This is a genomic window from Paenibacillus illinoisensis NBRC 15959, from assembly GCF_004000925.1.
GTDB lineage: Bacteria > Bacillota > Bacilli > Paenibacillales > Paenibacillaceae > Paenibacillus > Paenibacillus illinoisensis.
Genome location: NZ_BIME01000001.1, coordinates 1,165,120 through 1,184,023, shown reverse-complemented (window position 1 = coordinate 1,184,023; position 18,904 = coordinate 1,165,120). Strand labels below are relative to the sequence as shown.

Sequence of the window (18,904 nt, the reverse complement as noted above, 5' to 3'; positions counted from 1 at the left end):
AAGTCAGGATCAGAAATGATAGTTACATGATATTCTTGATAAATGGTTCTCTTGGACCTCGTACCGTAAAAGCACTTTATGTCGTTCTGGTTTCAATTAGAAACGAATCTGTCCCAAAGGCAACTGTGATATGATAGACGGAACATACCTATCGGGAGGATACAACATGAAGATTAGCAAACAAAACGCAGCACATTACATATGGGGTGCACAATGTGATGGATGGCATCTCGTGCAGAACGAAGGTTTAAGCATTATTCATGAACGCATGCCTGCAGGAACAGCTGAAATACGTCATTACCATAACGTAAGCCGCCAATTCTTTTTTATCCTGAGCGGAGTGGCGTGTATGGAGCTTGATGGCGTGGAGTATACACTTGAGCCACATGAAGGACTGGAGATTCCACCAGGTGTGCCTCATCAGATGCAAAATACAAGTGCAGATGAAGTAGAGTTCCTGGTCGTTTCACTGCCAGGCACACGTGGCGATCGGATAGAGTGAACTGACCTATAATTGAGATTAACTAAAAAAGGAAGAGATTAATGAGACCGTTTCGAGTTCGCCTTTCCATCATCATGATGATATTGATTGGTGTATCCGTCATTGTGGCTGGATATACGATGGGCAGAGTATTTAAAACTACACACACCACGGCTCTGGAACAAACGATGGTGCGTGAAATCAATTTGCTGAAGGCGACGTTTCCTTTCCACGATGCGACCGATCCAACCTCGGCTGAAACAAGAAAGTACTATTCAGATCGTGCAGGCGAGCTGGAGAAGCTCACCGATTCAAGGGTAACGTTTATTAATCGGGATGGAACGGTCATTGGTGATTCAGAGAGTGATCCTGCTACAATGGATAATCACCATGACCGGGAAGAAATCAAGGGTGCAGTTGGTGATGGCTATGGCCAGTCCATCCGTTTCAGTGAGACACTGGGAGAAGATATGTTATATGTCGCTCTGCCCGTGAACTCGGATCAAAGTGACATGGTAGAAATACCAGGCGGAGAATTCGATGGTTACATCCGATTATCCATGAGTTTGGCTGCTGTGGACCAGGGGTTACAACGTGGCTGGTTAATCATGTTTGTAGCCTTGGGGCTGTTGTTCCTGATTGTGGCTCTGGTTAGTTACCGGGTTGCTCGGGGATTAACCTCACCGATCGAACACATCACGAAGGTAGCTCATCGGATTACCAAACTGGAATATGATGCACGGGTAAAGGTAACACGCAGAGACGAAATTGGACAGCTTGGACTGGCAATTAACGGAATGGCTGACAGTCTACAGACACAGCTCAAAACGATTCGTGATAATGAGGCACTACTTCAGAGTGTCCTGGCCAACATGGCAGGCGGCATTGTCATGATTGATGCCTCCCAATCCATTGCACTGGTTAACCGGGAAGCAGAGCGTATGCTGGGTATTCAATCGGAACGCGTGACAGGCAAACCCTATATCGAATTGAAGAAACATTATGAATTGACGCGGACGATTGAAGAAAGTGTAGCTGTTCAGGAACGGATGCATGAGGAGGTAAGTATTTTTAACCCCGAGGAACGTCTGATTCGTATTGACGGTGTTCCGATGACTGAAGATGATGGCGGATACCGCGGGATGCTGTTCCTATTGCAGGATGTTACGGCGATACGCAGACTGGAGTCGATGCGCAGTGAGTTCGTAGCGAATGTTTCCCATGAATTGAAGACTCCTGTGGCCGCGGTCAAAGGGTTTGCTGAGACGCTGCTCAGCGGGGGAGTGCAGGACAAAGAGACGGAACGGTCATTCTTGCAGATCATCTATGACGAAGGCGATCGATTAAACCGGTTAATTGGGGATATTCTGGAGTTATCCAAGATCGAATCCAAGCGGGCACCGCTGCAATGTTCTCCTGTACATGTGCATTCGTTCTTCGAGATGGTTCTGGGTACACTATCCAAAGTGGCAGAGAAGAAGCAGATTCGTTTGCAGATGTTTGTGCCAGAGGAGCTGTATATCGAGGCCGACGAGGATAAAATGAAACAGATTTTCATTAACCTGCTCTCGAACGGGATTAACTACACTCCTGAAGGGGGACGTGTTAAATTACAGGTGACAGTCGAACATGGTGAAACCGAGGAACAGGTGGTATTTGCAGTATCGGACACCGGGATTGGTATTCCGAAGAAGGACCTGCCGAGAATTTTTGAACGTTTCTACCGGGTAGACAAAGGAAGATCACGCAACTCTGGTGGTACGGGGCTTGGGTTATCCATTGTGAAACATCTGGTTGAGCTGCACCACGGCAAGTTATCGGTTGAGAGTGAACTTGGCATGGGTACAACGTTCAAGGTCATCCTTCCCCTGATACAGGATGAAGAAATCTAGGCCTGAAGAAGTGAATTGTAAAATCGAATGAATTGCTTTACACAGCGTTAACAAATAAGTGCTATGATATAAAAAGTGTTGTGGCAACAGACAACCTATAAGGAGAGAAGGGGTATCATGGCACAGCGTTTGCTAGTTATTGAAGATGAACCTACATTATCGAGATTGCTTACGTACAACCTTACACAGGAAGGTTATGACGTTACCGCTGAGGATCATGGATCTTCAGGATATGACCGTGCAGTTTCGCAGGACTTTGATTTGATTCTGCTGGATCTGATGCTGCCCGGAATGAACGGTCTGGATATTCTGAACAAATTAAGAGTTCAGGGTGTAACTACACCCGTCATCATCCTTACGGCGAAGAACGGTGAAGCCGAGGTGGTACAGGGTCTGAAATCCGGAGCTGACGACTATATCACGAAGCCCTTTGGCGTGTCGGAACTGCTGGCCAGGGTGGACGCCGTATTAAGAAGATATTCCAATGGTGATGACCTGCCGCAGCCAGAGGACAAGGATGGTTCACGAATTGTACTGGGCGAACTTGAGATCTATCCACTGAAGTATGAAGTGACGCTGGGTGGACAATCCATAAGTCTGCGTCCCAAAGAATTTGAAGTTCTGCTCTACTTAGCCAAGAAGCCAGGCGTTGTTCTTACACGTGATGACCTGATGAATGCGGTCTGGGGCTTCGATTATATTGGAGGCCAGCGCACCGTAGACGTTCATGTAAGTTCATTGCGTAAAAAGCTGGAGCTGGACCCGGAATCCGTACACATTGATTCCATTCGAGGTGTAGGTTATAAACTGGTTGTAAAAAGAAAAACTCCCCATCATTCAAATTCGTAATGATCGGGGAGTTTTATTTTACGTCCAATTTACATAAACCTTTATTTTCCTTTACATCGAGGGAGTAGCATGAACTTGTCCGAGTGATTCTTAGGACCTACATAACCCATCTCAGGACGGAGCTCATACGTAAAGGAGATTGCGCATTTATGCCCACGTTGCTCGAAGAAAAGCCTGATCTATCCGTAGAAGATACATATAAGCATGAGGATGACTCGATTCGTTTAACTCAGGATGATCTTACAGAATTAACCCTTAACAACCAGGTGGCCATCCGAGAGTACTGCCGTCAGGTTCCCATGGTGGGGGTGCATACCACTTGTGGAGAGGCTGCTAGCATACTGAGTCAGGAACAGAAATATCCATGTGTTGTATTGGGTGACGATCAGAATCGCCCGCTGGGGTTATTGATGCGGGATACCTTGTATCGAATACTGAATGGACGTTTCGCCGCGGATTTGTTTTATCGCAAGTCCATATCGCATGTTGCTAATTCATCTCCGGTAGTCGTGGATGTACTAGCTGATGCGCCAGAAGTGATTGATGTAGCCTTGTCACGAAGTGAGGAGCATTTCTATGATTGCATCATTGTAACGGAGGAGAACAGGCTGCTTGGCGTATTAACCATGCGGGATCTCATGTCCCTTTCCAGAAGGATGCAGCACGAGGCTGGAGAAGAACGTGTTCACACCATTACCGAGAGCCAGAAAGAAATATCCCGGATTCATGAGTCGATTACCAAACTGGTTCAATCCGCTGGAAAGACGGGAGAAGATGCGAAACAAATTATTCAATTGTCTGAACAGGGCGCAAGCAGTCTTATGCAGGTTGAGGCTTCGTATAACCGCGTACATCAGCACATGGGAGGACAGCGCAAGCATGCGAATGATATGCTGACCTCAATAGAAACCGGAGCGGGCATGGCACGTTCCATTCGTTCTCTGGCCGATCAGAGTGCGTTGCTTGCGATGAATGCTTCCATCGAGGCAGCTCACGCTGGCGAGTATGGGCGAGGCTTCCAGGTTGTTGCCAGCGAGATTCGGGCCTTAGCCAAACAAACTCGTGAGGTTGCGGGAGATATGTCCTCATTACTCGAAGGGATCGGTGAACTAACCAGACAAACCGTTGAACTGGTTCGCGCCAGTGCTGCTGAAATTGACGACAGCTCCGTACATGTTACCGAAGGAAGTGAAGCTTTCAATCGTTTAAACTCCGCCGTGGAAGGTATGCTGCATATTGCTGCCAACATCGCAGAGGAAGGCAAGCAGACTGGAGAAGTGGCGGATTATATCCGAAAAAAACTGGATTCTATGATTTCTGGGGGAGAATTGTAAACAAAGATAGACATCATTTACCATCTGTGATCGGAATGGGAAGGTCATGGCTTGTTGAAGGATGTCTTTTTACATTCCGTTAACATGAAAGTGATACTCTTTTTACAATAAGAAGGTAGGATATTAAGGATGACCGAGATGCTGAAGATTATTGATCTGGCCTCGGCCTCAACGTAAAGGGAGCTTGGTTTGTCCCTCCAGCGAAGGAGAAGTGAACATCCATGAAGGAACTCATTCACATTGAAGGACTTAATTTGTACTATGATACGCATCATGCGCTTAAAAATATATCAATGGACCTGCCGGAACGAACCGTAACTGCATTCATTGGACCGTCAGGTTGTGGTAAATCCACGTTGCTCCGTACATTAAACCGGATGAATGACATGATTCCGGGAGTACGTGTCGAGGGACAAGTTCTGCTCGATGGATCGGATATCTACAGTAATGAAATCGAAGTTGAAACGCTGCGCAAACGAGTAGGCATGGTGTTTCAGCAGCCCAATCCTTTTCCAAAATCAATCTATGATAATGTCGCATACGGCCCCCGTTTGCACGGTGTTACCCAGAAGGCGGAGCTGGACCAGTTGGTTGAGCAAAGTCTTGTGCACGCTGCATTGTGGGATGAGGTCAAGGATGTACTCAAAAAATCGGCGCTTAGTCTGTCCGGCGGTCAACAGCAGCGACTCTGTATTGCACGAGCCCTCGCGGTACAGCCTGATGTACTGCTAATGGATGAAGCCACTTCGGCCCTGGACCCCATCTCGACATTAAAGATCGAGGAACTGGTCAAGGAACTGCACAACAAGTACACCATCGTCATGGTAACCCACAACATGCATCAGGCTGCCCGCGTATCGGGTAAGACAGTATTTTTCCTGAATGGTGAAGTTGTGGAGGCCGCTGATACAGAAACGCTGTTCTCCACGCCCCAGGATTCCCGAACCGAGGATTATATATCCGGACGGTTCGGTTAAGCAAGCTGAATTCGAACGAACCCGGCGTATCCGGAGATGATGGACAAGGGGGACATGGAAACCTATGATTCGCAGGAAAGAATTTGATCAGGAGCTTGAAGAGCTTCGCATTTTGCTTCGGCAAATGGGTGAGCATGTAGGAACGGCATTGGATGGTGCCATTGAGAGTTTACGGACATTGGATGCTGAGAAAGCTCAGGTCATCATCAAGAATGATGCGAATCTGAATGCGCTTGAAGACAAAATCATGGAACTGGGCTCCAAGCTCATTATTACCCAGCAGCCAGTCGCGAAGGATTTGCGCCGTATTATTGTGGCGTTCAAAATCTCAAGTGATCTCGAGCGTATGGGCGATCTCGCCTTGGACGTTGCCAAAGTGACGCTTCGTATGGAAGGCCAGGAGCTGATTAAGCCACTTGTGGATATCCCGCGTATGGCGGAAATCGTCAAAGAGATGATTGATGAATCCATCGAGTCGTTCCTGAAGGAAAATACGGATCTGGCTTACAAAATGGCACAAACGGATGATCAGGTGGACCAGCTGTACAGTCATATGATTGGAGATCTATACAGTTTCATGACCTCTCATCCAACTCAGGCCTCTCAGGCCATGCTGCTCATGTTGGTAGGACGCTATATTGAACGCATAGGCGATCATGCAACCAACATTGGGGAGAGCACGGTTTATCTGGTAACAGGTAAGCGTCCGGATTTGAACCAATAATCAGTAACGGCAAATCAGTGGAATTGGGGACGATTTGCTGCAAAAACAAGGGACTTTTTCCCGGCAGCCTGCAAACGACAGGCTGTCTGTGGAGAGAGTTCTTTTTTTGCTGGATGGAATGTGTAAAAAGATGCCCAATCTTTTTTGTTGTAACAGGTGTGTATGTTATCATGAGAGTAGATGTACTTGAGGGTTTGACCATACGATACGTGAGGTGCTGGAATGGAAAAGTTTATTCTCATAGATGGAAATAGCATTATTTACCGGGCGTTTTTTGCAATGCCTCCTCTGACGAATTCGAAAGGATTGCATACCAATGCGGTGTATGGCTTCACCACCATGCTGCTCCGATTGCTGGAAGAGCATAAGCCAACCCATGTCATGGTGGCATTTGATGCTGGCAAAGTCACTTTCCGTCACGAAGGTTACCAGGAGTATAAAGGTGGCCGTGAAAAAACACCACCCGAGCTGTCGGAACAATTTCCATTACTCAAAGAATTGCTGCAAGGATTGGGTATTGCCCAGTTTGAGCTGGCCGGGTTTGAAGCGGACGATATCATCGGAACGCTAACCAAACGCGCAGACGAGGCTGGAAGACAGGTATTGGTTGTATCGGGTGACAAGGATATGCTGCAGCTTGCCTCCGAACATGTACATATCGGTCTCACGCGCAAAGGGGTAACGGATATCGAACTGTATGACCCTGCTCAAATTAAGGAACGGTATGGTCTGACGCCACTCCAAATTATCGATCTCAAAGGCCTGATGGGCGATGCGTCGGATAATATTCCGGGTATTCCGGGAGTTGGAGAGAAGACTGCCTTGAAACTTCTGCATCAATTCGGTTCTGTCGAGGAAGTATTGAACGGCACAGGTGAATTGAAAGGTAAAATGAAAGAAAAGATTGAGGCACATGCCGAAGATGCCCGGATGAGCAAACAGCTGGCGACCATTCACCGAGAAGTGCCACTGGAGCAAACCTGGGATGACATGCAGTTCGCCGGGTTAAAGGAAGAACAGGCAGGGCCAGCACTGGCCAAGCTTGAATTCAAATCCTTGCTTGAACGCTTGTCATTCAGTGGGAGTGCAGGCTCTGCAGCTGAAGCGGTACCGGCTGCCGAAGTGGAATCCACGATTGCTACAGAAGAAACGATTGGCGAGCTGTTTGGTTCCCTGGAATCCATTGATGTTCTCCACGTGGAGACCCATGGTGATAATCCACATCAAGCGAAATTGATTGGGGTAGCGATTGGATCAGGTGAGACGTATGTCTTCCTTTCACCCGAGGTGTTACATTCTGAAGCAGCGGTCCCGGTTCGTGAATGGCTTGGTAATCCGGACAAGCCCAAACGTGGTTATGATCTGCACCGCGTCGATCTAGCTCTGCACGCGCATGGTCTTGAATTCGCCGGAGCATCCTTCGATGTGCAGCTTGCTGCCTACTTGCTTGACCCGACGGAATCCAATCAGACCATTAGCGGCTTAACTTCGAAGTATGGCTTGCCTTCCCTGGCTGAAGACGACACGGTTATGGGGAAGGGTGCAAGATACAAGGTGCCTGATGTAGAAATCCTGGGCGATTTCCTGTGCCGGAAGGCTGCTGCCGTGGCTGCCATTATTCCTCTTCAGGAGCAGGCACTTGAGAATGATGAGATGAACGCGCTCTTTCACGAATTGGAGATGCCGTTATCACGCATTCTGGCAGACATGGAGAAACAGGGGATTAAAGCGAATACAGCAGATCTGCAGGCCTTGGGACGTGAGTTCGAGGAACAGATCAGCAGGCTGATGGCGGAGATTTACCGACTATCCGGTACAGAATTCAATCTGAATTCACCGAAGCAGCTGGGTGAGATTTTGTTTGATAGACTGGGTTTGCCAGTGGTGAAAAAAACAAAAACAGGCTATTCCACAGATGCGGAAGTTTTGGAGAAATTGGCTCCTTATAATGATGTGGTCAAGCATATTCTGCAATATCGTCAGCTTGCCAAACTGCAATCCACTTATGTGGAGGGCTTGCTTAAAGAGATTTCTGATCGGGATGGCAAGGTGCATACGTATTATCGTCAGACCATTGCTGCAACGGGACGACTTAGCAGTCAATTCCCTAACTTGCAGAACATTCCGATTCGGATGGAAGAAGGTCGCAAAATCCGGAAGGTATTTGTTCCTTCCGAGCCAGGATGGTCCATTCTGGCAGCAGACTATTCCCAGATTGAACTGCGTGTACTGGCCCATATTTCGGATGATGAGCGCTTGAAGGAAGCGTTTGTCAATGATATGGATATTCATACCAAGACTGCTTCGGATGTATTTGGTGTGAAGCCTGAAGATGTGGATGGGGATATGCGTCGTTCCGCCAAAGCAGTTAACTTTGGTATCGTGTATGGAATAAGTGATTATGGATTGTCTCAGAATCTGCATATTACGCGTAAAGAGGCAGCACAGTTCATCGATCAGTATTTTGAAGTCTTCCAGGGTGTGCGCCGATATATGGATGACATTGTGAAGGAAGCTCGCCAGGATGGCTACGTTAAAACGCTGTTGGAACGACGTCGCTACCTGCCAGAGATTAATGCCAGCAACTTCAATCTGCGTTCCTTCGCAGAACGTACGGCGATGAATACACCTATTCAGGGAACAGCGGCAGATATCATCAAGCTGGCCATGGTACAGATGGATGAAGCGCTACGGGAACGCCAATTGAAGAGTCGTATGCTGCTTCAGGTACATGACGAACTTGTATTTGAAGTACCTGCGGATGAGCTGGAGCTGATGAAGGAGCTGGTGCCATCCGTTATGGAAAAAGCATTGGAGCTCTCGGTACCGCTTAAAGCAGAAGTAAGTTTCGGGGAAAACTGGTACGAAGCCAAATAACCAACCGGCATGTATTTCCGTTTATTTACAAACATTTCCTCACAAGGATTCGACAGAAGAAGGGGTCCCGCTGAAGCTCAACTTCCGTTATAATATAGGGGAGGTGAGAACATCATGCCGGAATTACCGGAAGTCGAAACAGTCAGAAGAACATTGAATCAGCTTGTTGTTGGTAAGACCATTGAACGCGTAACCGTTAACTTGCCGCGCATCATTCAGCGGCCGGACGATATAGATGCATTTGCACTGGAACTCGCAGGACACACCATCATCGGAGTGGAGCGCAGAGGGAAGTTTTTACGGATTTTGTTGGACGGGCTGGTACTGGTCTCCCATCTGCGGATGGAAGGTCGATACGGCGTATACGAGCAGCACGAAGAAGTGGAGAAGCATACCCATGTTATCTTTCACTTCACAGATGGTACGGAATTGAGATACAAGGACGTACGACAGTTTGGAACCATGCATTTGTTTGCAGCGGGCGAAGAGCTCGTATCCAAACCTTTGTTGAAGCTCGGCCTTGAGCCGCTGGATCCGGCATTTACCGTGGCCGCATTTCGTGAGGCGGTTGGTAAACGGACAACCAAAATCAAGGCAGTATTGTTAAATCAGGCATATGTCGTTGGCATCGGGAATATTTATGTGGACGAAGCCCTTTTTCGCGCAGGCATTCACCCCGAAACCATTGCCAAGACGCTGACTGAAGCCCAATTGACGGTGCTGCACGAGGCTATTGTAGCTACGCTGCAGGATGCCGTGAATGCAGGTGGATCCTCCATCAAATCGTATGTTAATGGACAAGGTGAGATGGGCATGTTTCAGCATCAACTGAAAATCTATGGTCGCAAATCCGAGCCTTGTACAACGTGTGGTACATTGATTGAGAAAAGCGTTGTTGGCGGTCGCGGGACGCATTACTGTCCGAAGTGCCAACCACTAAAGTAACCCAAAGAAGATACAAATTGAAATTGTCGTTTACACGCTAACGGTTTGAATTTGTACCGGAATGAACGAAATGATTAAAACGTAGCACCCATGGATTACTCCCTCCATATACTGATATGGCAGAAATAAGCGGGCGAATACCTACCTGTAACGGTAGGTGGAAACGAGTTCCCGCACAGGGGAGGAATCCAGGGTGCTGCATCATTTTATTTCATTGCTGGCGCTTGCTTTGGCGCTTAGTTTAGATGGTTTTGGTGTCGGGATTACATACGGGCTGCGCAGGACGAAGATCCCGCTGTTATCCATTGCTGTCATCTCCATTTGTTCGGGGTTGGTCATTGCGTTGTCCATGCAGGTGGGAGTTCTGCTATCCCATGTGGTATCTCCTGATGTGGCTTCGTTCGTTGGTGCGGTTATTCTGATTGCCATCGGTGCGTGGTCATTAATTCAGTTGATCCGTAAGCAGGGGAAGGATCGCCTCGAATCGGAAGAGGGAACGGAAGCAGTCGGAGATGAAGAGCAAGCAATCCATGCAGCGCCGGTCAAAGGCAGAAATCAAGTGCTGGCACTTGATCTTGAACCATCTGTATCCGGCGGATCGCTGGAACGCATGGTATTTACACTGGAACTGCGGAAATTAGGAGTTGTCATTCAAATATTACGCAGTCCTTCCAAAGCAGATATGGACAATTCGGGAAGCATATCTGCTCAGGAAGCGATGTGGCTTGGAATCGCGCTGTCACTGGATGCCTTCGGTGCAGGGCTCGGAGCTGCTTTGCTCGGTTTCCCCACATTGTGGACTGCACTTGTCATCGCGCTGTTCAGTGGCGCATTTCTGTTAATAGGCATGAAAGTTGGATTGCGCTTTTCAGCTCTGCGCTGGATGAGAAGACTGTCCGTACTTCCTGCGTTGTTACTGATGATTATGGGAATAATGAAGCTGTTATGAGGTGAAACGATGAATATTGGCTTAACCGGCGGGATCGCAACGGGAAAGAGCAGTGTTTCCGCCCTTCTTGCCAGTAAGGGAGCGCTGCTGATTGATGCAGACGTGATTGCCCGGGAGGTCATGATGCCCGGGCATCCTGTTTTGGCTGCCGCTGTTCAGCGGTTTGGACAAGCCATATTAAATGAAGACGGAACACTGGACCGTAAAAAGCTGGGCAGCATTGTGTTTCAAAATCCCGAGGAGCGTAAAGCGCTCGAGGCAATCACACATCCGGCTATTCGCCAGGAGATGCGGGAGCGTGCTGCTGCATATGAAGAAGCCTATCCGGACAAGCTTGTGGTATCGGATATTCCTTTATTGTTTGAATCCGGTCTGGAAAAAGGATTTGATGAGGTTGTCGTTGTTTACGTCCCAAGATCCGTGCAGCGGGAGCGGCTGATGAGTCGGGATGGCATGACAGAGGAACAGGCTGACGCCCGTATTAATGCGCAGATGGATATTGAACATAAGAAGCAGCGTGCTGACGTGGTCATTGACAACAGCGGCTTATGGTCGGAGACGGAGCAGCAGGTTATTTCATTTTTGCAGCATAAGGGTCTGATATGAAGTTACTGCGTAAGAAACGGGTACTGCTGTTGATGTTTGTTTCATTTGTATTGGTGCTGTTCCTGAATACAAACTGGATGGCGTGGTTTTATCCGATTCATTACAAGGAAGAGATTCGTGCGCAGTCTCAGAGCTATGAGGTAGACCCTTTCCTTATCGCTTCCATCATCAAGGTGGAAACCAATTTCAAGACAAGCAAGGAATCCAGAAGAGGTGCCATCGGGCTGATGCAGCTGATGCCGGATACGGCCAACTGGATCATGGAGCAGGCCAAAATTCCCGGGACCTCGTTAGAGGAGCTGAAACATGAACCGGGCAGGAACATTCAGCTTGGGACATGGTACCTGCGTAACCTCTCAGAACAGTTTGACGGCAATGAAACGGCCATGATTGCCGCTTACAATGCCGGACCAGGCAAAGTAAGTGGATGGATCAGAGATGGTGTCTGGGATGGCTCCTTCGAGACAGTCAAAGATATTCCTTTTGGAGAAACCCGGCACTATGTACAACGAGTCATTTATTATTATAATCAGTATGTAAAGATCTATAATACGTTCTAATCGCTAATTGCTTGGATTATGCGGTAGTCTGGAGTACAATCGGTTTGAATTGAATTTTGATATCGTATGTCTTATTTAATAGTAGAAGCACAGAGCAGGCCGGTTATTCACCGGCCGCTCCATGCTCCTCTGTCTAACGTATTACAATGCAGATATTATTGGTATTGACCTGCCAATTGCTGTTCTGCAATTGTTACCAGACGTTTCGTGATGTATCCACCGATCGAACCGTTCTCGTAAGAAGTCATGTTACCTTGGTATCCGTCTTGTGGGATGCTGATTCCGAGTTCTTGAGCAACTTCATATTTCAATTGCTCCAGTGCTGCGGAAGCGCGAGTTACTACCAAGTTGTTGGAGTTACCGTTGCTGTTTTGTGCCATTGCTGTTCACCTCCTCGCGGTTGGTAAAAGTATTATGTGTCTTCAATGCGATTTTCATAACTAGAAGTGACAGGGAATTTATGGTAAAAGAAAAACATGGGAAGTGATCTGAGTTGAAATGTCCTTATTGCGCCTATCTGGGTACAAAAGTGCTGGATTCTAGGCCTGCTAATGAATCAAAATCCATCCGCCGTCGTCGTGAGTGCGAGCAGTGCAGTCGCCGTTTTACAACGTTTGAAATGGTCGAAGAGACACCGCTGATCGTGATCAAGAAAGATGGCAGCCGTGAAGAGTTTAGTCGCGACAAAATTCTCCGTGGCCTTATTCGGGCTTGTGAGAAACGTCCTGTCTCTGTAGAGACGCTGGAGATGATGGTTTCCGAGGTGGAGAAGTCACTGCGTAACACTGCTGAAGCTGAAGTGGAAAGCCGCCAAATTGGCGAGCTGTTGATGGAGCAGTTGTTCCCGGTTGATGAAGTTGCCTATGTGCGGTTCGCTTCCGTGTATCGCCAATTCAAAGACATCAATATGTTCATGAAAGAACTAAAATCGTTGTTGTCCAAAGAGGATCTCGACGATTAAAGAAGTGGATTAAGGGAGAAGAGCAGTCTGGGCTTGTAATTATGAGTGTTCTTGTCTGTACAGAGGTTGTTCTTCTCCAAACACTTTGCCTTCTGAAAAAGTTATTGACAGCTAAAGCTGCATTTTATATGATATAGGAGTCGCCTGTGGAACATCGCTGAAGCGGACAAGTACATATTTAATGTGGGGCCTTAGCTCAGCTGGGAGAGCGCATCGCTGGCAGCGATGAGGTCAGGGGTTCGATCCCCCTAGGCTCCATACTCGAAAACCTCTTGGTATCCAAGAGGTTTTTGCTTTTTATGGATCTCTTTTCCCGTGTCTGTTGCCAAAACGCTCATATTGTCTTACTCCAAAAAATAATCGCATTATGAACTCGACTTGAAGGGCATTGATTGAACTGGACGGAGCTACATTGATAATGGCTCCGATCAGTGCAGTGATTCCCTTTTTGATTTTTATGTAAACGCTTAAAAAAATGATGGACACAAGCAAAAGACTGATGTTATATTATTTCTATAGGAAACAATATAATCTTCACTGAAGATTAAATATCTTTGGATTAGTGGACATGGTAATGCTTACTAAATGTGCTCAAGGCTCAATGATGTGATCTCTTGGATGCTTTAGCACCATGAAAAGGATGGGATGAATATGAACCACAGTGAGACAACGATTAAATCGTTTGACGGAACACAACTTTATTTCAGCAAGGATACAGCCGAAGATGCGAAGGCAGCCGTGGTCATTGTTCATGGGCTGTGCGAGCATGCCGGGCGTTATGATGAGTTGACGAAGCAATTAAACAAACGTGGTTGCAACGTATATCGATTCGACCATCGTGGTCATGCGAGATCTGAAGGAAAGCGTACATTTTACAGTGATTTTCACCAAATCATCGAGGATGTGAATGTCGTAGTTGATAGGGCCTTGCAAGAGAGCAATGACCTTCCCGTATTCGTCATTGGGCATAGCATGGGCGGATTTGCAACCTCATCATTTGGCACGAAATATCCAGGCAAGGTCAAAGGTATTGTTTTATCAGGAGCACTTACCCGTTATAATACGAAGGTTGCTGGTGAACTGCCGCTTGATCTTCCTACAGGGACGTATTTCCCTAATGAGCTTGGCAGTGGCGTATGCAGCGACCCTGAAGTTGTATCCGCTTACGCAAGTGACCCGCTGGTAGAAAAACAAATTTCTGTGGATCTTTTTAATAGCCTGGGGAATGGCGTGGCATGGTTAAAAGAACATGCCAAGCAGTTTGTGGACCCGGTGCTCGTTCTGCATGGAGCAAACGATGGGCTGGTGAGCGAACTGGATTCACGTGAATTCTACGGCGACATTGCCTCGACTGACAAAACGTTGAAGATCTATGCACATCTCATGCATGAAATATTTAATGAACCGACTAGACATGAAGTCATAGAAGAAGCCATTACATGGATTGAAAAACATATCTAATTTCAGTAGAGTAAAGGAAAGAGAATCTAACTATGAAAGGGATTACTCATGAAATTAGATTGGATGGGCGACCATCGGACCCTGATTGAGAAAATTATCAAGTACGGCAATGCATATTCGAACACCTATAAACTGCAGCGAAGCTATGGTACTGACGTGATGTTCTCCGCCTCTCAGATCCAGACCCTGGAATATATTCTGGAAGCAGAGGATAAGGAGGAGAAAATGTCAGAGATGGCCGCACGTTTGGGCGTTAGCCGCAGTACATTTTCCAAGAATGTGAAGAATCTGACGGAAAAAGGCTTGCTCGAAAAATATCATCTAAGCGGTAACCGCAAAGACATTTATGTCAAACCTTCGGCGAAAGGGCGCGAGGTATATGCAAAGTACACTGAATTTGTCCGTGAGCTTTGCTTTGACGATATCTTTATGCATGCAGACCAAATTTCAACAGCCGACAAGGAGAGTTTTATTCGCATTATAGATCTGTTCGCAGATGTGCTGGTTTGGTATGGTGAGAAGGAACAGGAACCGCGCAAACTCATTAAAATTGATCCGGGCAGCGATTAAATTTTAGAATTATTGATGTAAATTCATCGTTCAGGTCAGCTTGTATGGATTGTGCTCTAACAAAAGGGGATTTTTTTCAAGGTATTTAACTTGAAGGGAAATTCCCTTTTTGTTAAATTAACGTTCCCGATCAGGGAATTAAGAACTCAGGGCCGGTTTACTATGTGGCCAACTATGCCAGATTACAGAGAGTCAAAGCTAAGTATGATTCAAAAAATGTGTTCAATAATTCGCAAAGCATCATTCGTGCGAAGATGCAAAGTTAAAATAGCAAGTTTACAGATGCATCAGCTTAGCAGTTGGACAGAGGGCTGTGAGCGACATATCAGACGTAGCCATCTCAGATCTGGAATCGATAATTTAACTAAGCTTCGTAAAGGAATAAGAAAAATGCCCTTGAACAAGGGCATTTTTTTGCACAATAGTTTTTTCAACTTGGACAAGGTTTGGTTACTATTTAGTGCTATTAAGTGGAATTCGTAAATCTCCATCCGGCTTCATCGTCGTATAGTTCGATACATAAAGATCGATGTCTTTACCCTTAAAATCTTGGAATACTTCCGTATGTTTATTATCAGAGTCGTTGAAATACAGCGGCGTTAAATAATGCTTTTCTCCCTGATCAAGGAAATAGGTTTGGTTAATCCCGCCAAATGTAGGCTCAGGGCTAAACGAACCAACGTATAGGTTGCCATCCTTGAGAAAATAGGTCCAGTTGATATGGAATCCTTCGTAATCACTTGTTATCGTCTGTGGCTGAGTCGAAATATTCTTTAGATGAATAGAAGTCTGACCACCAGCATGCTCATCAACTCTGTCCTTCGCGATTAAGGTTATGGGTTTGTTGGCCACAGAACTTACATCCATGAGAGACGAAACGTTCTGCTCAAATCGCAGTTCGGTCTGGTTAGGATTTAACGTGCCTTCGACGGAAACGTAGCCTTCCAACATGCTGCCACCCACTTCCAACTGATAAGTCCGGTATGGCACTCTGTAGTAGTCTTCTTGGTGATCAATAGTTACTCGAATCTGGGTTGGCGTCACCACTAACCCACTGATTCTAGCCTCTCCATCCAATGACTGCAGTGGAATATCCATTTCTTTCTTGACTGTCCCCGTTTCCATCTGCTGTTGAGACAAGGAGAGATTGACGTTCCAGGTTCCATCTGTTCGCTCTTTCTCATGTGTATACGTGAAGGTGAAATGATCTGCGCTCTCTTTGAACTGCTGCTCGTTAAATATTTGTGTGCTGGAGTATGTTCCGGTTGCACCATTAGTACCGTATATAGGGCTTTCTGTTTCTTTAATCATGTTCCCGTTTGGATCATAAGCTGTGATTCTGGCCCAAGTCTGTTCCTTCAACGCCGTATCTGTAAAAGTCACGTTGGAACGAATCATGATTTGATCTTCCGTGTGCTGGAAGGATTGTACTTCTACCGTTTCGATTCCGTCCTTTTGTATATTAAATTTCTGAGTACTATTGTCCTTCGGATCGAGTGTAATGTCCTCCTGAATGTCTTGCAAATATCGAACACCTGTAATGGCGAATTGTAGATCGGATTGGTTCTCAGACATCACCCAGTCCGTTTCGAAGTATCCCTGATACACACCTTGCTCTTCGTTCCATTGTTGATAATAGTGTCCTTCAATAGGTGTATCTTCACTGTCTTTCAAAACGATCTGATCATATCTGATTTCTGCTCCGTCTGTTTCCATGCCGGGTTTAATCGTATAGAGAAGGACGGTTCGGTTATCATCCACAAAAGCGTTATGCACCGTTAAGGTGACTCCGTGAGCTGTGACGCTTTGTTCAATAGACTGACCATATCCTGCTTGGAGAGCTGACTCAATTCCGGACTTATGGGATAGGACATCACTCCAATCATATTGAAAGGCTGCATATACTGGAGTGGCCATTACCGCTACAGATACACCCAGGACAATAGCAACTTTCGTCTTACCGCGCTGTGATCTTTCCTTGAGCTGATCTGCTACCCGAAGCTCGTCCATCTGTATGCTGTTAAACATCTTATCAAAATCCGGATATTCAATGTGGTCTGATTGTTTCATGTGATTCTTAATTTTGGATTCTGCTGTATTCAAAACGGTTCTCTCCTCTCATGTTAACCTTCTCATAGTACTCCAGTTTCTTTCGCATCAATTTAAGAGCCTTGTGCAATCTGGATCGAACGGTACCCTGACGTATATTGAGGATTTCCGAGATTTCCGCAACAGATAGATCACCAATGTACCGCAGGGTTACAACACTTCGCAGCTTGTCAGGCAATTGGCGCAATTGCTGTTCCAATTCAGCGAAGGATAACTTAGCCATAACTATTCCATCGACCGAACCTCTAGCAAGAACCTCGTGTTCATGTAAGTTCTGTAGTTGGTCTTGTTTGTCATTTTTGACTTTGTTTTTTCGAATAATGTTGAGGCAATGATTCATGGCGATCCGCATAATCCAGGCCTTGAGGTGTGTAACATTTCTCCAGTCCTGCCGAAACACAGTTACAAACACATCATGGCATACATCCTCGGCATCCTGAATGTTTTTGAGCATATACAAGCAGGTACGATATACATCTTTGTTGTAAGAATAGAAGAGTTCATGCTCGGTCACTTCCGCTACTCCTTTCTTGTTGGGATATATAATAGACAAGTGAGGGTCAAAAATGATTCACTTTTTTTATCCTGTCTTCCGATGAAGAACGTGCTAAGATAATCCATTATGGTTGATTCCTCATGAGTTGAACAGATTAACAGTTACCATAAAAGACTAGGGCCGGACAGATCAAAGCAAATAAAGACAGGCCGCAAAACAAGTATTCCTCTATTATAGAAATCAAGGAGTGGTCAACCGTATGAACTGGATTGAATCGTTGCAGAAGGCTATACAGTATATCGAAGAGCATCTACTCGAAAATGTAACGATAGAGCAAATCGCAGCACAGGCTCATATCTCGCCTTTTTATTTTCAACGTACGTTTACGCTATTAACAGATGTTACCGTATTCGAATATATACGGCGGAGACGATTAACACTGGCAGCACATGAACTTGTACAGAGTGAACAGAAAATTATTGATCTGGCGTACAAATACGGATATGACACTCCTGAATCTTTCTCCAAAGCTTTTCGCAGACAGCATGGGGTTGCACCAAGTGAGGTACGAAAAAGCAGCACCTCAGTTAAGTCGTATAATCGCTTGGCTATTCAAGTAAGTTTAAAAGGAGCGGAACCGATGGATTATAAAATTGTTGAACAGGCTGCATTTACGTTAGTTGGAATCAAGCAAGCTTACTCTTATGCAGATGGAGAGAATTTAAGGGAAATCCCTAAAATGTGGGAAGAAGCCTATGCGAACGGAACAGAAGATCGTTTATTGGCTTTGAATAATGGAGCTATTCAAGGATTACTTGGAGTCTGTGTAGATCAGACCGAGATCGAGGAGAAGCAAATGGAGTACTGGATTGGTACAGCTTATCATGGTGAAATACCAGAAGGTTTGTCTTCCCTCACCATCCCTGCTTCCAAATGGAGTGTATTTGAAGTAAAGGGACCTCTGCCTGAGAGCTTGCAGAATCTATGGAAACAGATTGTTTCCGAATGGTTTCCATCCAATCCTTATGAGCATGCCGGGACACCCGAATTAGAGGTTTATGCAGGTCCTGATCATGCGCCACAAATCTGGATACCGATTAAATAAGGGGGTGA

The 18,904-nt window shown here is 46.2% G+C and carries 18 protein-coding genes, 1 tRNA gene and 1 pseudogene; 17 read left to right on the top strand and 3 right to left on the bottom strand.

The features are described from left to right. The first annotated feature begins 166 nt into the window (after window positions 1–166). From PIL01S_RS05110 to PIL01S_RS05060, 11 genes are all read left to right on the top strand, one after another. Window positions 167–502 (top strand): cupin domain-containing protein, encoded by a 336-nt coding sequence (locus PIL01S_RS05110; protein ID WP_127536523.1) that lies wholly within the window; start codon window positions 167–169, stop codon window positions 500–502. Window positions 503–543: 41 nt separating this feature from the next. Continuing rightward, a complete protein-coding gene (gene pnpS, locus PIL01S_RS05105; protein WP_127536522.1) occupies window positions 544–2,373 on the top strand; it encodes a two-component system histidine kinase PnpS in 1,830 nt (609 codons plus the stop codon). Window positions 2,374–2,490: 117 nt separating this feature from the next. Next, entirely contained in the window at window positions 2,491–3,222 is a 732-nt protein-coding gene (locus PIL01S_RS05100; protein ID WP_127536521.1) for a response regulator transcription factor, read from the top strand. A 149-nt stretch (window positions 3,223–3,371) separates the two neighbouring features. Further along, window positions 3,372–4,556 carry a methyl-accepting chemotaxis protein gene (locus PIL01S_RS05095; RefSeq protein WP_127536520.1) on the top strand — a complete coding sequence of 395 codons (1,185 nt, stop codon included), beginning with the start codon at window positions 3,372–3,374 and terminating at the stop codon, window positions 4,554–4,556. A 221-nt stretch (window positions 4,557–4,777) separates the two neighbouring features. Beyond that, window positions 4,778–5,533: a phosphate ABC transporter ATP-binding protein PstB gene (gene pstB, locus PIL01S_RS05090; RefSeq protein ID WP_095288115.1), complete on the top strand. Its 756-nt coding sequence runs from the start codon at window positions 4,778–4,780 to the stop codon at window positions 5,531–5,533. A 64-nt stretch (window positions 5,534–5,597) separates the two neighbouring features. Next, window positions 5,598–6,257, top strand: a complete 660-nt coding sequence (gene phoU, locus PIL01S_RS05085; RefSeq protein ID WP_095288114.1) for a phosphate signaling complex protein PhoU — start codon at window positions 5,598–5,600, stop codon at window positions 6,255–6,257. A gap of 222 nt (window positions 6,258–6,479) precedes the next feature. After that, entirely contained in the window at window positions 6,480–9,134 is a 2,655-nt protein-coding gene (gene polA, locus PIL01S_RS05080; protein ID WP_127536519.1) for a DNA polymerase I, read from the top strand. 114 nt (window positions 9,135–9,248) lie between these two features. Continuing rightward, window positions 9,249–10,079 (top strand): DNA-formamidopyrimidine glycosylase, encoded by an 831-nt coding sequence (gene mutM, locus PIL01S_RS05075; RefSeq protein WP_095288112.1) that lies wholly within the window; start codon window positions 9,249–9,251, stop codon window positions 10,077–10,079. A 193-nt stretch (window positions 10,080–10,272) separates the two neighbouring features. Further along, the gene (locus PIL01S_RS05070) at window positions 10,273–11,028 is read left to right on the top strand and encodes a manganese efflux pump (RefSeq protein WP_127536518.1); all 756 of its coding nucleotides are present in this window, start codon (window positions 10,273–10,275) and stop codon (window positions 11,026–11,028) included. A gap of 9 nt (window positions 11,029–11,037) precedes the next feature. Further along, a complete protein-coding gene (gene coaE / locus PIL01S_RS05065) occupies window positions 11,038–11,634 on the top strand; it encodes a dephospho-CoA kinase (RefSeq protein ID WP_127536517.1) in 597 nt (198 codons plus the stop codon). After that, entirely contained in the window at window positions 11,631–12,194 is a 564-nt protein-coding gene (locus PIL01S_RS05060) for a lytic transglycosylase domain-containing protein (protein ID WP_095358995.1), read from the top strand. The genes coaE and PIL01S_RS05060 overlap by 4 nt, the downstream gene beginning before the upstream one ends. A gap of 155 nt (window positions 12,195–12,349) precedes the next feature. On the opposite strand, the gene PIL01S_RS05055 is transcribed toward PIL01S_RS05060, so the two are convergent. Further along, entirely contained in the window at window positions 12,350–12,574 is a 225-nt protein-coding gene (locus PIL01S_RS05055; protein ID WP_095288108.1) for an alpha/beta-type small acid-soluble spore protein, read from the bottom strand. 113 nt (window positions 12,575–12,687) lie between these two features. On the opposite strand from PIL01S_RS05055, the gene nrdR reads away from it, so the two are divergent. From nrdR to PIL01S_RS05030, 5 genes and pseudogenes are all read left to right on the top strand, one after another. Continuing rightward, window positions 12,688–13,155 (top strand): transcriptional regulator NrdR, encoded by a 468-nt coding sequence (nrdR, locus tag PIL01S_RS05050; RefSeq protein WP_095288107.1) that lies wholly within the window; start codon window positions 12,688–12,690, stop codon window positions 13,153–13,155. A 185-nt stretch (window positions 13,156–13,340) separates the two neighbouring features. Further along, window positions 13,341–13,413 (top strand) — tRNA-Ala (locus tag PIL01S_RS05045). 393 nt (window positions 13,414–13,806) lie between these two features. Then, a complete protein-coding gene (locus PIL01S_RS05040) occupies window positions 13,807–14,616 on the top strand; it encodes an alpha/beta hydrolase (protein ID WP_127536516.1) in 810 nt (269 codons plus the stop codon). Between the two features lie 48 nt (window positions 14,617–14,664). After that, window positions 14,665–15,186: a MarR family winged helix-turn-helix transcriptional regulator gene (locus tag PIL01S_RS05035; RefSeq protein ID WP_127536515.1), complete on the top strand. Its 522-nt coding sequence runs from the start codon at window positions 14,665–14,667 to the stop codon at window positions 15,184–15,186. A gap of 116 nt (window positions 15,187–15,302) precedes the next feature. Beyond that, window positions 15,303–15,452: pseudogene (locus tag PIL01S_RS05030) on the top strand (BBE domain-containing protein); the annotation flags it as partial. Between the two features lie 187 nt (window positions 15,453–15,639). On the opposite strand, the gene PIL01S_RS05025 reads toward PIL01S_RS05030, so the two are convergent. Both PIL01S_RS05025 and PIL01S_RS05020 read right to left on the bottom strand, forming a co-directional pair. Then, entirely contained in the window at window positions 15,640–17,289 is a 1,650-nt protein-coding gene (locus PIL01S_RS05025) for a DUF4179 domain-containing protein (RefSeq protein WP_127536514.1), read from the bottom strand. After that, complete coding sequence (locus tag PIL01S_RS05020; protein WP_127536513.1) at window positions 17,264–17,809, bottom strand: RNA polymerase sigma factor; 546 nt, start codon at window positions 17,807–17,809, stop codon at window positions 17,264–17,266. The genes PIL01S_RS05025 and PIL01S_RS05020 overlap by 26 nt, the downstream gene beginning before the upstream one ends. A 241-nt stretch (window positions 17,810–18,050) precedes the next feature. Between PIL01S_RS05020 and PIL01S_RS05015 the strand changes: the two genes are divergently transcribed. Next, entirely contained in the window at window positions 18,051–18,896 is an 846-nt protein-coding gene (locus PIL01S_RS05015; RefSeq protein ID WP_127536512.1) for an AraC family transcriptional regulator, read from the top strand. Window positions 18,897–18,904 lie beyond the last annotated feature (8 nt).